Genomic DNA, 14,081 nt, shown 5'->3' on the forward strand with positions numbered 1-14,081 from the left:
TTTTTTGTGCCTAGTGCCGGACCTGGTCGAGCACTGACTTCAAAGTCCGGGCATCGGCGATGGCATGCGCGTGGATATCATTGTTGAAATAGGCCCAGACCGTGCGACCGTTGCTTGCTTGGTCGAGCATCCACTCCGCCCAGTGATGTAACTGCTCGTCCGCGTAACGGCCCCAATATTTACCGACACCACCATGAAAACGGACATAAGCGACCGGCCCAACGGCAATCCGTTCGGTCGCCGAGCCGCGCATATCGTGGGCGCAAATCGAAGCGCCGTGCCGGTCTAGCAGCTCGTAGGTCAACGGCACGTACCAACTTGGGTCGCGGAACTCGAAGACATTGATCGCGTCGGATGGCAGCGCTTGTAGAAATCGCTCCAGCCTCTCCAGGTTTCGCTTCAAGCTCGGCGGCAATTGGTAGAGGATCGGACCGGTTCGATCGCCCAGGTGCCGGACTGAGGTCATCATCCGTTCCAGCGGTTCTTCCGGGTCGAGAAGTTTCTTGGCCTGCGTGATGAACCGGTTCGCCTTCACGGCGTAGCAAAATCCTTCCGGCGCCTGCTCACGCCATTTGTCGAACGTAGCGGGCGGCGGCAGGCGATAGAAGCTGTTGTTGATCTCCACCGTGTCGAAATGCGCGGCGTAGAACTCGAACCAGCGCCGCATCGGCAGGCCATCGGGGTAAAAGGCGCCGCGCCAATGCTTGTAGTTCCAGCCGGAGCAGCCGATGCGGATCGCGCGGGGCGAATTGGAAACAGTTGTATCTTGCATCGTTGCACCATCCGAACCTTGTTGAATTCGGAGAGTTGCGTTGCGTCACCACAGTTTGTTCCTCACCGCCGCCGCTTTGCTTGCCGGAGCGGCGTTCGCTCAATCCAATACGGCGGAGACCAACTCTGCTCAGTCCAACGCCGCGTCCGCAAATCCAGCGGCGAAAATCGATCTTGGACTGCTGCAGGCTCAGGTCCTTCTCGACGAGGCGGGTTTCTCGCCAGGCGCGATCGACGGCCGCGCGGGGTCATCGCAGATGAAGGCGCTGCGAGGATTTCAGCAGGCCAACGGGCTGCCGGTCACCGGTAAGCTCGATGAGAAGACCAAGCAGGAGCTCGGCCGCGACAGCCGTCCGGCCACCGTGGACGTGAAGCTGAGCGCCGAGGACGTTGGCGGACCGTTCACTTACCCAATGCCATCCAAGCCCGAGGAGCAGGCCAAGCTTGATTTCCTCGGATACCGGAACATGCTCGAGAAGCTGGCCGAACGGTATCACACGACCCCGGAAACGATCGTGGCGCTGAATGGGCCGGAGAAGCTCATTGGAGTTGGACAAACCCTTACGCTTCCGAACGTGGTTCCGGCGTCGCGCGAGTATACTGGCGCGAACCCCAAGCAGGCTCCCTTGCTCAACGCGCTGAATATCGAGGGTAGCCAGCCGCGCGGCGACTATGTCGTCGTCGACAAGAGCGACGGTACGCTGAAGGTCTATGAGGGAGAGTTCCCGTCTGAATCCGGGAAGATCGACGGCAAGTTGCTTGCGCAGTTCCTGGTGACAACCGGCTCAAGTCACGACCCGCTGCCGCTCGGCAATTGGAAGGCGACGACCTATTCGTTCCTGCCGCCGTTCAACTACCAGCCCGACCTGTTCTGGGATGTTTCGGACGACAAGGCCGAGCACAAGCTCCCTCCGGGCCCCAACGGGATGGTCGGCGTCGCCTGGCTCGACCTGACCAAGGAGCATTACGGCATTCATGGCACGCCGGAGCCGCAACTGATCGGCAAGACGCAGAGCCACGGCTGCCTGCGCATGACCAACTGGGACGTCATGCGCCTGTCGCTGATCATGAAGCCTGGGTTCCAGGCGAAATTCGTCGCTTAATTCGGGAGGCGCGATGTTCAGGGTCGTCACAACCGCAATTGTCTCCGCAATCCTGACAAGCGCCTTCTGGATTTTCGCCTACAACACCGGGTCCTCCCGACCGCCGACGCCCGCAAGGTCAAGTCGGCTGGCGATGTCGCAGTCGTCCAGCCGCCTTCGGGCGCGCCGGTTGCGATCGCTGAAGGCGTTGAGGTTGGACCGGCAGGCCTCGCAATCCCGGTAGAGGGGATCAAGGCCGATCAGCTGACCGACACGTTCACGCAGGCACGCGCGGGCGGAGCGCGGGTTCATGATGCCATCGACATCATGGCCGACGAGGGGAAGCCGGTGATCGCGGCGACCGATGGGACAGTGGAGAAGCTGTTCTTCTCCAACGGCGGTGGGGGCAACACAATCTACGTCCGCTCGCCCGACCAGAACTGGACCTACTATTACGCTCACCTCCAGGCCTATCAGCCGGGGCTTGCCGAAGGGCAGCGGGTGAAGCGCGGCCAGGTGCTTGGCCGGGTCGGCCACACCGGAAACGCCAGCCCTGACGGCCCGCACCTCCATTTTGCCATCAACAAGATGGCTCCGGGGGAGAAGTGGTACCAGGGTACGCCCATCAACCCTTACCCCCTGCTTGCCGGGAAACGGACCAAAGGCTAAGGCGCCCGCCAATCCGCGGGTTCAGCCCGTGGCGGCTCTTTCACCAGTCTCAGCAGGTAGGCGGTCATGAAGATCAGCGGCGTGGACATCCGTCCGGGCAACATCATCGAGTACGAAGGCGGCATTTGGCGCGCCGTGAAGATCCAGCACACGCAGCCGGGCAAAGGCGGTGCCTACATGCAGGTCGAGATGAAGAACCTCATCGACGGCCGCAAGACCAACGTCCGCTTCCGCTCCGCAGAGACTGTCGAGCGCGTCCGCCTCGACACTAAGGACTTCCAGTTCCTCTACCATGACGGCGACATGCTCGTGTTCATGGACAAGGATAATTACGAGCAGGTCTCGCTCGCCGAAGACCTGATCGGCGAGCCGGCGGCGTTCCTTCAGGACGGCATGGACGTGGTGATGGAGCTCTACAACGAGCGCCCGATCAGCGTTCAGCTGCCCGACCAGATCGAAGCGACGATCGTCGAGGCCGACGCGGTGGTGAAGGGCCAGACGGCTTCTTCCAGCTACAAGCCGGCTGTTCTCGACAATGGCGTACGCGTCATGGTCCCGCCGCACATTGCGAGCGGAACCCGTATCGTCGTCGATACGTACTCCCGCGAATATGTCCGCCGCGCCGACTAAGTAGATGGTAGCTCACTCCGGCCTCATCACCGTCATGGAGCGCGCCGTTCGCAAGGCGGCGCCGCGTCTTCGTCGCGACTTCGGGGAGGTCGAACAGCTTCAGGTAAGTCGCAAGGGTCCGGCCGACTTCGTATCGATGGCCGACAAGCGCGCCGAGCAGACGATCCTGGAAGAGCTGCGCAACGCGCGGCCTGACTGGGGCATTCTGGCCGAGGAAAGCGGGAGCATTGAGGGCAACCCGTCCAAGCCGCGCTGGCTGGTCGATCCGCTCGATGGCACGACGAACTTCCTGCACGGCATCCCGCATTTCTCCATTTCGATCGCCGTCGAGGAGAAGCGCCCTGACGGCCGGCCGGAAATCACCCACGGCCTGGTATACCAGCCGCTGACCGACGAGAGCTTCTGGCCGAGAAGGGCAGGGGTGCCTGGCTCCAGGACCGCCGGCTCCGCGTGTCTGCGCGCCGCGAGCTTGCGGATTGCGTCATCGGGACAGGAATTCCTCATTTCGGTCGCGGCGAAGCGGCGGAGTGGGCGAAGATCTACAATGCCGTTGGGCCGCAGGTCGCCGGTGTCCGCCGCTTCGGATCCGCCGCCCTCGACCTGGCATGGGTTGCTGCGGGCCGGATGGACGGCTTCTGGGAAGACGACCTCGATCCCTGGTACAGTGCAGCGGGCGTGCTTCTGGTGCGGGAAGCGGGCGGATTCGTCAGCGATTATCGCGGCCAGGACCGCGTCTTCGAGCGACGGGAATATGTCGCCGCGGCCGGATCGATCCACAGCCGCCTGCAGAAGCTGATTGCAGGGGCGCTCCGCTAGCAAATTTGGCCATTTTCGTGAGGGTAAGCGGGTTGCCCCCGCAACCCTCTGTCCTAAAGCCCCGCCAAGTTTTCGAGCCCCGGAGTTTCCCTTTGTCCAGCGTAGCTGCCGGATACCTTCCGATCCTGCTCTTCCTCGGCATCGCATTGGCGTTGTCGAGCGCGTTCGTGATCCTGCCGATGATCGTGTCGCGCTTTACCGGGGCGCACCAGCCGGACCCGGCCAAGCTCGCCGAATATGAGTGCGGGTTCCCGGCGTTCGAGGATGCGCGCGCCCAGTTCGACGTCCGCTTTTACCTGGTCGCGATCCTGTTCATCGTGTTCGACCTCGAAGCAGCATTCCTGTTCCCGTGGGCGGTCAGTCTCGACTTCACCAAGTGGCCGGGCTGGATCGCCATGATGGTCTTCCTCGCGGAACTCGGCCTCGGCCTCGCCTATGCCTGGAAGAAGGGAGCTCTCGAATGGGAGTGATGCTCGATCCCCGGCATGACCCGATGCCGACCGAGGAAGAGCTTGCCCGGCTGGCGGGCCTCGTTCCGGGCGACATCGACCGCAAGAAGCTCGAGGAGCTTCAGCAGAGCCTCGACGAAAAGGGCTTCCTGGTCACGACGACCGAGGATTTGTTCACCTGGGCGCGTACCGGGTCGCTGTGGTGGATGACCTTTGGCCTTGCCTGCTGCGCGGTCGAGATGATCCATGTGAACATGCCGCGCTACGACCTTGAACGGTTCGGTGCGGCCCCGCGCGCTAGTCCGCGCCAGTCGGACGTGATGATCGTCGCCGGAACGCTCTGCAACAAGATGGCTCCGGCGCTTCGACGGGTCTACGATCAGATGTCGGAGCCGCGCTACGTCATCTCGATGGGCAGCTGCGCCAACGGCGGCGGCTATTACCACTACAGCTACTCGGTGGTTCGCGGTTGCGATCGCATCGTGCCTGTCGACATTTACGTTCCGGGCTGCCCGCCGACGGCGGAGGCTCTGCTCTACGGAATCCTCCAGCTTCAACGGAAGATCCGCCGTGAGGGGACGATCGAACGCTGATGGCCGTGAAGCTCGCTCCACACGTCCCCAGACCGCATCGGACGAGGGGGTCATCGACGCCGCGACCAATGCGCTCGGGCCGATCCTGCTCGACGCGAAGGACCATGTCGGCGAGATCACGCTGACCGTCCACCGCGAGAGCGTCGTCGATGCGCTGCGTACGCTGCGCGACACGCCCGGCCTCGAATACCAGCAGCTGATGGAAATCGCCGGCTGCGACTATCCCGAGCGGCCTGAGCGGTTCGAGGTCAATTACCAGCTTCTGTCGCTGACCAAGAACCGGCGTATTCGGGTGAAAGTCCTGACTGACGAGAGCTCGCCGGTTCCGAGCGCAACGGCCGTCTGGCCAGTCGCCAATTGGCTCGAACGCGAGGTTTACGACCTCTACGGTGTACTGTTCGCTGGCCATCCCGACCTTCGCCGCATCATCACCGATTACGGCTTCGACGGTTTCCCGCTCCGCAAGGATTTCCCGCTGACGGGCCACGTCGAGCTTCGCTATTCCGAGGCCGAGAAGCGCGTCGTTTACGAGCCGGTCGACCTGCCGCAGGACTTCCGCACGTTCGATTTCCTGATGCCTTGGCAGGGTACGGAGTACGTCCTCCCGGGCGACGAGAAGGCGAAGCCGGTGGGCGCGGGAGCACCCTCGCCAGGCCCGACGCCGAGCGGTACCGCGCCAACGAACGCCAAGACTCCGGCCGAGACGCCAAAGACGACCGATACACCTGCGCAGACCGGCGCGGGCAAGCCGGCTGACGTTCAGGCCACCAAGGAAGCCCGCAAGCCGCGTGCCGTCAAGGCGAAGTCGGAAGTCAGCAAGGCCAGTGACACGCCTGATCCCAAGCCCAAGGGCACGACGCGCCGCCGTCCCGGTGGAGGCGCCGGATGACCGACACGCGCACGCGAACGGTTGAGGTCAACGTCGGCGGTGGGACTGCCGGCGACGACGCGGTCAGCAACTACACGATCAACTTCGGACCGCAGCACCCTGCGGCCCATGGTGTTCTTCGCCTGATCATGGAGCTCGACGGCGAGATCGTCGAACGTGTCGATCCGCACGTGGGCCTCCTCCATCGCGGCACCGAGAAGCTGATCGAGTACAAGACCTACGCTCAGGCGATCCCGTACTTCGACCGCCTCGATTACTGCTCGCCGATGTGCATGGAGCACAGCTTCGTGCTGGCGATCGAGAAATTGCTCGGTCTCGAGGTGCCGCTGCGAGCGCAGTACATCCGCGTGTTGATGGCGGAGCTGACCCGCATCTCCAACCACATGCTGAACCTCGGCAGCCACATCATGGACGTTGGCGCGATGACGCCGAACCTGTGGCTGTTCGAAGTGCGCGAGGACACGCTCCAGTTCTACGAGCGGGCGTCCGGGGCGCGCATGCACGCGAATTACTTCCGCGCGGGCGGCGTTCGCTACGATCTGCCGGAGAAGATGCTTGTCGACCTCGGGGAGTGGCTCGATACCCGCTTCAAGCTGTTCGAGGACGCGATCAGCCTGGTCGCCGACAATCGAATCTTCAAGCAGCGCAACGTCGACATCGGCGTCGTCAACAAGGACGACGCGATCGCCTGGGGCTTCTCAGGGCCGATGATCCGCGCAGCCGGACTGCCGTGGGATCTCCGCCGCTCGCAGCCCTACGAGGTCTACGACCGAATGGAGTTCGACGTGCCCGTCGGCACCGCCAGCGACTGCTACGACCGCTTCATGGTCCGCGTCGAGGAAGTGCGGCAGTCGGCGCGCATCATGCGGCAGTGCCTCAAGGAAATGCCGAAGGGGCCGGTCGGCTCTGAGGACCAGAAGGTGTTCCCGCCGAGCCGCTCGACGATGAAGACGTCGATGGAAGCGCTGATCCATCACTTCAAGCTCTACACCGAGGGCTACCACGTCCCGGCGGGCGAGGTGTACGTCGCGACCGAGAGCCCCAAGGGCGAGTTCGGCGTCTATCTCGTCGCGGACGGCACCAACCGGCCCTACCGCTGCAAGATCCGCCCGACCGGCTTCTCGCACCTGCAGGCGATGGACTTCATGATGAAGGGCCACATGCTCGCGGACGTGACGGCCGTGCTGTCCGCGATCGACATCGTGTTTGGGGAGGTGGACCGGTGACTTCTCCAAAGCTTTTGGCGCTCTTCGTCTTTACCGCCACCATAACCGCCGCTGGATACTGGCTGGGTTCCACCCTTAGCGGGGTATCATTCTATTTGCCTGCAGGTCTGATTTTTGGCTTCGGCATCGGCCTAGCTGCTGTCATCGGAGCTCACCTCCGGGCCCGCGCCGGAGGATCTCGCTAATGGCCGGCCAAAGCGGAATCATTGACGATCCGGAAGTTCGGGCACGCTGGGATGGTTTCCAGTGGACGCCGGAGAACGCGCGGAAGGCGAAGGAGATCGTCGCGCGCTATCCGGAAGGCCGGCAGATGTCGGCGTCGATCCCCTTCCTCGACCTCGCTCAGCGTCAGGTCGGTGCAGAGGCGAACACGCAGGGCTGGCTGCCGCTTCCGGTGATGGAATTCGTGGCCCGCGAGCTTGGCATGGCGCCGATCCACGTGCTCGAGGTCGCGACTTTCTACACCATGTTCAACCTGGTGCCGGTTGGACGCTTCCATGTGCAGGTTTGCGGCACCACGCCCTGCATGCTCCGCGGCTCGGACGATGTGCTGAAGGCCTGCGAGCTGCGAGGCCTTCGCAAGGGTCACACGACCGAGGACGGGCTCTTCACGTTGACCGAGGTCGAGTGCCTCGGCGCCTGCGCCAATGCGCCGATGGTCCAGATCAACGACGACAATTACGAGGACCTCACCGAGGAGAGCATGGGCGCGGTGCTCGATGCGCTTGCTCGCGGCGAGCATCCGAAGGTGGGCCCGCAGGTCGAGCGCAAGACGAGCTGCCCGGAGGGCGGACCGACCACGCTGAAGAAGATGGCCGAGCGGAACTACGATTATCGGGGCAGTGGTGATGGGAGCGCCAGCTAAAGGCGGCCTGGCGGTGATCGGAGCCATTTTCCTGCTGCTTGGCCTGTTCAAGCTGTTCACCGGCGGCGCCTGGATCGTCTGGATTATCCTGGGCGTGCTGCTTGGCGGCCTGAGCGTTCTCTTCGGCAAGAAGGTCGTCAGCTGATGGGTAGCGTCACCCCGATCGCCGACAAGGACCGCATCTTCACCAACCTCTACGGCTTCCAGGAGCCGTGGCTGAAGGCCGCGCGCGCTCGCGGTGACTGGGACGACACTGCCAAGCTCATGCAGCGGGCCAGGACGCCATCATCGAGGAAGTGAAAGCTTCAGGCCTTCGCGGCCGTGGCGGCGCGGGCTTCCCGACAGGCATGAAGTGGAGCTTCATGCCCAAGGAGCCGAAGCCGGGTAAGCCGAACTTCCTGGTCATCAACGCCGACGAATCCGAGCCGGGTTCGTGCAAGGATCGCGAGATCATCCGCCACGATCCGCACAAGCTGATCGAAGGCGCGCTGATTGCCGGTTTCGCCATGCGGGCCCGCGCCGGATACATCTACGTCCGTGGTGAATTCATCTTCGAAACCGAGGTGTTACGAAAAGCCGTTGCCGAGGCGTATGAAGCTGGGCTGCTTGGCAAGAACGCTGCGGGGTCGGGCTATGACTTCGACCTGTTCGTCCACCGCGGGGCGGGTGCGTACATCTGCGGCGAAGAAACGGCGATGCTCGAAAGCCTCGAGGGCAAGCAGGGCAAGCCGCGCCTGAAGCCGCCGTTTCCGGCCGGAGCAGGCCTCTACGGCTGTCCGACCACCGTCAACAACGTCGAGAGCATCGCAGTCGTCCCGACGATCCTGCGTCGTGGCCCGGCATGGTTCGCGAGCTTCGGCCGCGAGAAGAACGAGGGTACCAAGCTCTTCCAGATCTCGGGTCATGTGAATTGCCCGTGCGTGGTTGAGGAAACGATGTCGATTAGCTTCCGCGAGCTGATTGACCGCCACGCAGGCGGGATTCGGGGCGGCTGGGACAATCTTCTAGCAGTCATCCCGGGCGGATCGTCGGTTCCATTGGTGCCGGCGGCCGAAATCATGGACGCGCCAATGGACTTCGACGGGCTGAAGGCGCTCGGCTCGGGCCTCGGCACGGCGGCGGTCATCGTCATGGACAAGTCGACCGACATCGTCCGCGCGATCAGCCGCATCTCCTACTTCTACAAGCACGAGAGTTGTGGCCAGTGCACGCCATGCCGCGAAGGCACCGGCTGGATGTGGCGCATGATGGAGAAGCTCCGCGAAGGCGATGCGTCGGTCGGCGAAATCGACAAGCTTCTCGACGTCACCAAGCAGATCGAAGGCCACACCATCTGCGCCCTCGGCGATGCCGCCGCCTGGCCGATCCAGGGCCTGATCCGCCACTTCCGCCCGGAAATCGAGCGCCGGATCGCCGAGCGCACGGCCAGGGGCATGCTGGAGGCGGCGGAATGAGCCTTGTTCTGGCCCTCGTTGCTGTTTCTGCCGGCTCTCTTTCGAACGACCAGCTGGCGGTCACCGCCATGCACAATTTCGGCGCGTGCGTCGTCTCGGAGACGCCGCAAGGTGCACGCGACATCCTGGCGCTGGATTATTGGACCGAAGCCTACGACAAGCGCATGCGGTCGATTGCCAAGGGGCATGATCGTTGCGCGCCAGGCGCGACCTTGCGCTTCAACCGTCTGCTTTTCGCCGGTGCCCTGGCCGAAGCGCTGATTAAGCTGGATGCTGGCCCCGATCTTTCGACCAAGACGGCCTTTAACGAAGCTCGCGAGCCGATTCCCGCGCGCAGTCCGTCAGAGGAAATGGCGCTTTGTGCGGTACTCAACGCGCCGCAGGCTACCGCCGCGGTGTTGAGTACAAGCCCGGCGACCAAGCAAGAAGTCGACGCAATGCGACCGCTTGGTCCGGTCCTTTCGGAATGCCTGAAGAAAGGCGCCATGGTCGAAATCAATAAGCCTGGCCTGCGATCGATGCTTGCTCTTGCTGCTTATCGCGTCCTCTCCGCACCTACGAAGGCCGCCCAATGAGCGTCGCGCTCATCGCAGGTCTGCTGGTGCTGGCACTGATTGCCGGGATCGCCATTTCCCAGCGCGCCGGACCACGCGTGACGACGATCGAGACTCGTCGCGAAACCGAGGATGGGGAGAAGGGCGAATGAGGTGTCTTCGGGCAGTCCTTATTTCCGTCGTTCTTGGTGCAACTGGGAGCGCGACACTAGCTGAGCCACCGACTGGTTCCCGTTTGGGCGACTTTAGACGGCCCGGGCCGACGCTGACAGCCAAGGATCAGGCTGAAGGCGCCAAAGAGTTCGGCGAATGCCTTTTCAATCGCCGGAATGACCTTGTTCGGCAGACGCTTTTCGCAGCGACGCGACCGGCAGAGGAAGCCGCCTACGCCAAACTGATGAGCGGCAGCGTGCAGTGTTTCGGGATCGTTTTTAGCAACGACATGGTCGAAGAGCGGCGCATCAACATTCCGCCGGACATTCTTCGTGGAATGTTGGCAGAAGCGGGATTGGAACGGTCGTATGAGAAAGCGGCCGCGTTGCAACCGCTGCCGCTCCAGCAGATTTACAATCGCGACTGGTACGCAGTGACCGGCCGGCATGTCAGCGTTGACGAGATGGGCGCGTGCGTGGCCGACACAAACCCGGCGGGCGTGTTGGCTCTGTCGCGGACCAAGCCGACGAGCGCTGAAGAAAACACGGCATTCGGCGCACTGATGGGTAACTTTGGCAAGTGCCTTCGCGCCGGCGTGAAGCTTCAGGCCAGCCGTCCAGCGCTTCGTGCAGCGCTTGCTGAGGCACTGTTTCAGCGGCTCAATGCGCCGACGCCGGCACCCACGGCCGCGACCGCACCAGCAGTGGAGGCTGCGAAGAACTGATGCCCAAGGTCACCGTCGACGGCACCGAGATCGAAGTCCCGCAGGGCGCGACCGTCCTGCAGGCGTGCGAACTCGCCGGGAAGGAGATCCCGCGCTTTTGCTATCACGAGCGGCTGTCGATCGCCGGCAACTGCCGCATGTGCCTCGTCGAAGTTGCTCCTGGTCCGCCGAAGCCGCAGGCAAGCTGCGCACTGCCCGCCGCCGACGGCCAGTCGATCCGAACCGACACGCCAATGGTGAAGAAGGCGCGGGAAGGGGTGATGGAATTCCTGCTCATCAACCACCCGCTCGATTGCCCGATTTGCGACCAGGGCGGCGAATGCGATCTCCAGGACCAGGCGATGGCCTATGGCCGCCCGTTCTCGCGCTTCGACGAGAACAAGCGCGCCATCGACGACAAATACATGGGCCCGGTCATCAAGACCGCGATGACGCGCTGCATCCAGTGCACCCGCTGCATTCGCTTTTCCGAGGAAGTTGCGGGCGTCCCGGCGCTTGGCATGCTGTACCGCGGCGAGGACAGCCAGATCACGTCCTACCTCGAAAGAGCGGTCGAGACGGAGATGGCGGGCAACCTCGCCGACGTCTGTCCGGTGGGGGCCTTGCTCCAGCGGCCGCAGTCTTTCGAGAGCCGCCCTTGGGAGCTTCGCCGTGTGCCGGGCATCGACGTGATGGATGCGGTGGGGTCGAACATTCGCTTCGACGTTCGCCAGCGCCAGGTCATGCGCATCCTTCCCGCGTCAACGACGACGTCAACGAGGAGTGGATCAGCGACAAGACTAGGCACCACGCCGACGCGCTTGTGCGCAACCGACTCGATCGCCCGTGGGTGCGGGAAAAGGGCAAGCTTCGCGAAGCGACCTGGGGTGAAGCGCTCGACCTGTTTGCCGCAAAACTGAAGGCGGCGGGCGCGAACGTTGCGGCTGTTGCGGGCGACCTGCTCGACGCCGAGACGATGTACGCGGCGCGAAAGCTGCTTCAGGCGCAAGGGTCTTCGCTTCTGGAAGGCCGTCAGACCGGCCTGACCTATGACGCATCGAGCCTCGCGGCGATCAATTTCAACTCGACCATTGCCGGCATCGAGGATGCCGACGTCGTGCTGCTCGTCGGCACGAACCCGCGCTGGGAAGCGCCGCTCGTCAACACGCGGCTCCGCAAGGCGGCGCGCAAGGGTGCCAGGGTGTTCGGTCTTGGCCCCGAAATCGACCTCGGTATGCCGGTCAGCTGGATCGGCAACGATCTCAAACTGCTCGGAAAGCTTCCCAAGAACGTCGCGGAAGCCTTTGCAAACGCTCAACGTCCCGCGGTGATCGTCGGTGCCGGTGGCCTTGCCGCCGGCGCGCTTGGCGCGTCTCTCGCGCTCGTGAAGTCCCTCAACCTTGTTCGTGATGGTTGGAACGGTTTCAACGTCCTGCACACAAGCGCGTCTCGGATGGCGGGCCTGATCCTCGGCTATGCGCAGCCAGGCGGAATCGCAGATTTGGAGAAGGCCAAGCCTGAGATCGTTCTTCTGCTTGGCGCCGACGAGATGGACCCCGCACGCTTCGCTGGAAGCTTCAAGGTCTACATCGGCCACCATGGCGACAACGGTGCCCGTCAGGCCGATCTGGTCCTTCCGGGAGCGGCCTATGCGGAAAAGCACGGCACTTACGTCAATACGGAAGGCCGCGTTCAGCGCAGTGAACGGGCGGCATTTGCGCCGGGCGAGGCGCGCGAGGACTGGACGATTTTCCGCGCGGTCTCCGACCTGATCGGTTCGCCGCTGCCCTTCGATCGGTTCGACCAGCTCCGGGCAAAGATGATCGAGGAATTTCCGCATCTCGGTACGGACGGCTTGATCGCCTTCGACTGGTCGCCGCCAAAGCTCAACGCGAAGGCGGAGGGCGCGATCGTCTACCCGATCCGCGATTTCTACCTGACCAACGCCATCGCGCGCTCGAGCCCGACCATGCACACCTGCTCGGAAGAGCTGCTTCACGGCCGAACGGTGCAGGAGGCGGCTGAGTGACGGCCTGGTTCCAATCCTTCGGAATTACCTACGAATGGTCGTGGCTGATCGCCACGATCATCGGAATCCTCGTCATTGCGCTGCCGCTGATGCTGGCCGTGGCGATGATCATTTATGCCGATCGCAAGATCTGGGCCGCGATTGCCCTCCGGCGCGGACCGAACGTGGTCGGCCCGTGGGGCCTGCTGCAGAGCTTTGCCGACGGCCTGAAGGTCTTCCTCAAGGAAACCATCATCCCGTCGGGCGCGAACCGCGGATTGTTCCTGCTCGCGCCGATCGTGACGTTCACGACCGCTCTGATTGTATGGGCGGTGATTCCGTTCGACTACGGTGTGGTGCTGGCGAACATCAACGTCGGCCTGCTCTACGTGCTCGCGGCGTCGTCGCTCGGCGTTTACGGGGTGATCGTCGCCGGCTGGGCGTCGAACTCAAAGTACCCGTTCTTCTCGGCCCTTCGCGCGGCCGCGCAGATGGTGAGCTACGAAGTGTCGATCGGCTTCGTGCTGATCTGCGTCGTGCTCTACGCGAACAGCTTCAACCTGACCGATATCGTCATGGCGCAGAAGGGCCACAAGCTATTTGGCCTGTTGAACGGCTACGGCTTCAATCCCTTGCTGTTCCCGATGGCGATCGTGTTCCTGATCAGCTCGATGGCGGAAACCTTCCGCACGCCGTTCGACCTCGTCGAAGCGGAAAGCGAGCTCGTTGCGGGACACCAGACCGAATATAGCTCGATGAGCTTCGCGCTCTTCTGGCTCGGCGAATACGGCAACGTCATACTAATGTGCGCTCTAAATGCGCTGCTGTTCTGGGGCGGCTGGCTGCCGCCGGTGAACTGGGCGCCGCTCTACACAATTCCGCTTCTTGGGTGGTCGGCGGGCCCGATCTGGCTCTTCCTCAAAATGGGATTCTTCTTCTTCGTCTTCAGCTGGGTGAAGGCGACGGTGCCGAGGTATCGTTACGACCAGCTCATGCGGCTCGGCTGGAAGATTTTCCTTCCGCTCAGCCTTCTCTTCGTCGTCATCATCTCGGGCTGGCTCATGTTCTCCCGCTACGGAGGCGCTGCGTGATTGAACTTTGGCTAGCTGCTCAGGTCCTGTCACTTAACTGCGTCGTGGAACCTCCGCGAAGCGTTGTCGTCAGCGGCGGGGCGGTTACCTCGAACAAGATCGGTCTTCCACCAGAGATGAATAAGTGG

The 14,081-nt window shown here is 63.1% G+C and carries 15 protein-coding genes and 3 pseudogenes; 16 read left to right on the forward strand and 2 right to left on the reverse strand.

What is annotated here, in order from left to right:
• Positions 1-10: 10 nt before the first annotated feature.
• The gene (locus tag H9L15_RS09235) at positions 11-772 is read right to left on the reverse strand and encodes a DUF72 domain-containing protein (RefSeq protein WP_187713900.1); all 762 of its coding nucleotides are present in this window, start codon (positions 770-772) and stop codon (positions 11-13) included.
• 40 nt (positions 773-812) lie between these two features.
• On the opposite strand from H9L15_RS09235, the gene H9L15_RS09240 reads away from it, so the two are divergent.
• On the forward strand, positions 813-1,874 hold the full coding sequence (locus H9L15_RS09240; RefSeq protein ID WP_223276129.1) for a L,D-transpeptidase family protein: 1,062 nt from the start codon (positions 813-815) through the stop codon (positions 1,872-1,874).
• A 78-nt stretch (positions 1,875-1,952) separates the two neighbouring features.
• Here H9L15_RS09240 and H9L15_RS17490 read toward each other — a convergent pair whose 3' ends face one another.
• Positions 1,953-2,165: a hypothetical protein gene (locus H9L15_RS17490; RefSeq protein ID WP_223276130.1), complete on the reverse strand. Its 213-nt coding sequence runs from the start codon at positions 2,163-2,165 to the stop codon at positions 1,953-1,955.
• 15 nt (positions 2,166-2,180) lie between these two features.
• On the opposite strand from H9L15_RS17490, the gene H9L15_RS09245 reads away from it, so the two are divergent.
• The 15 genes and pseudogenes from H9L15_RS09245 to nuoH all read left to right on the forward strand — a co-directional run bounded on the left by H9L15_RS09245 (position 2,181) and on the right by nuoH (position 13,953).
• Positions 2,181-2,522 carry a M23 family metallopeptidase gene (locus H9L15_RS09245; RefSeq protein WP_262984762.1) on the forward strand — a complete coding sequence of 114 codons (342 nt, stop codon included), beginning with the start codon at positions 2,181-2,183 and terminating at the stop codon, positions 2,520-2,522.
• A gap of 66 nt (positions 2,523-2,588) precedes the next feature.
• On the forward strand, positions 2,589-3,152 hold the full coding sequence (gene efp / locus H9L15_RS09250) for an elongation factor P (RefSeq protein ID WP_187713901.1): 564 nt from the start codon (positions 2,589-2,591) through the stop codon (positions 3,150-3,152).
• A gap of 4 nt (positions 3,153-3,156) precedes the next feature.
• Positions 3,157-3,968 (forward strand): annotated as a pseudogene (locus H9L15_RS09255) (inositol monophosphatase family protein).
• A 92-nt stretch (positions 3,969-4,060) separates the two neighbouring features.
• Entirely contained in the window at positions 4,061-4,438 is a 378-nt protein-coding gene (ndhC, locus tag H9L15_RS09260; protein WP_187713902.1) for an NADH-quinone oxidoreductase subunit A, read from the forward strand.
• A gap of 74 nt (positions 4,439-4,512) precedes the next feature.
• On the forward strand, positions 4,513-5,010 hold the full coding sequence (locus H9L15_RS09265) for a NuoB/complex I 20 kDa subunit family protein (protein WP_398286929.1): 498 nt from the start codon (positions 4,513-4,515) through the stop codon (positions 5,008-5,010).
• Positions 4,988-5,899, forward strand: coding sequence for an NADH-quinone oxidoreductase subunit C (locus H9L15_RS09270; RefSeq protein ID WP_187713903.1), 912 nt, complete (start codon positions 4,988-4,990; stop codon positions 5,897-5,899). Before H9L15_RS09265 ends, H9L15_RS09270 begins: the two co-directional genes overlap by 23 nt.
• Positions 5,896-7,125, forward strand: coding sequence for an NADH-quinone oxidoreductase subunit D (locus H9L15_RS09275; protein WP_187713904.1), 1,230 nt, complete (start codon positions 5,896-5,898; stop codon positions 7,123-7,125). Before H9L15_RS09270 ends, H9L15_RS09275 begins: the two co-directional genes overlap by 4 nt.
• 184 nt (positions 7,126-7,309) lie before the next feature.
• Positions 7,310-7,990: a complex I 24 kDa subunit family protein gene (locus H9L15_RS09280; RefSeq protein WP_187713905.1), complete on the forward strand. Its 681-nt coding sequence runs from the start codon at positions 7,310-7,312 to the stop codon at positions 7,988-7,990.
• A 13-nt stretch (positions 7,991-8,003) separates the two neighbouring features.
• Positions 8,004-8,135: a hypothetical protein gene (locus H9L15_RS18820; RefSeq protein ID WP_262984763.1), complete on the forward strand. Its 132-nt coding sequence runs from the start codon at positions 8,004-8,006 to the stop codon at positions 8,133-8,135.
• Positions 8,135-9,444: pseudogene (gene nuoF, locus H9L15_RS09285) on the forward strand (NADH-quinone oxidoreductase subunit NuoF). The gene H9L15_RS18820 and the pseudogene nuoF overlap by 1 nt, the downstream one beginning before the upstream one ends.
• Positions 9,441-10,019, forward strand: a complete 579-nt coding sequence (locus H9L15_RS09290) for a hypothetical protein (RefSeq protein WP_187713906.1) — start codon at positions 9,441-9,443, stop codon at positions 10,017-10,019. The pseudogene nuoF and the gene H9L15_RS09290 overlap by 4 nt, the downstream one beginning before the upstream one ends.
• Positions 10,016-10,150, forward strand: coding sequence for a hypothetical protein (locus H9L15_RS18825; RefSeq protein ID WP_262984764.1), 135 nt, complete (start codon positions 10,016-10,018; stop codon positions 10,148-10,150). Before H9L15_RS09290 ends, H9L15_RS18825 begins: the two co-directional genes overlap by 4 nt.
• Before the next feature lie 245 nt (positions 10,151-10,395).
• Positions 10,396-10,875: a hypothetical protein gene (locus H9L15_RS09295; protein ID WP_187713907.1), complete on the forward strand. Its 480-nt coding sequence runs from the start codon at positions 10,396-10,398 to the stop codon at positions 10,873-10,875.
• Positions 10,875-12,883: pseudogene (gene nuoG, locus H9L15_RS09300) on the forward strand (NADH-quinone oxidoreductase subunit NuoG). The gene H9L15_RS09295 and the pseudogene nuoG overlap by 1 nt, the downstream one beginning before the upstream one ends.
• Positions 12,880-13,953 carry an NADH-quinone oxidoreductase subunit NuoH gene (gene nuoH, locus H9L15_RS09305; RefSeq protein ID WP_187713908.1) on the forward strand — a complete coding sequence of 358 codons (1,074 nt, stop codon included), beginning with the start codon at positions 12,880-12,882 and terminating at the stop codon, positions 13,951-13,953. Before nuoG ends, nuoH begins: the two are co-directional and overlap by 4 nt.
• Positions 13,954-14,081 lie beyond the last annotated feature (128 nt).

The organism is Sphingomonas daechungensis (genome assembly GCF_014489495.1).
Lineage (GTDB): Bacteria > Pseudomonadota > Alphaproteobacteria > Sphingomonadales > Sphingomonadaceae > Sphingomicrobium > Sphingomicrobium daechungense.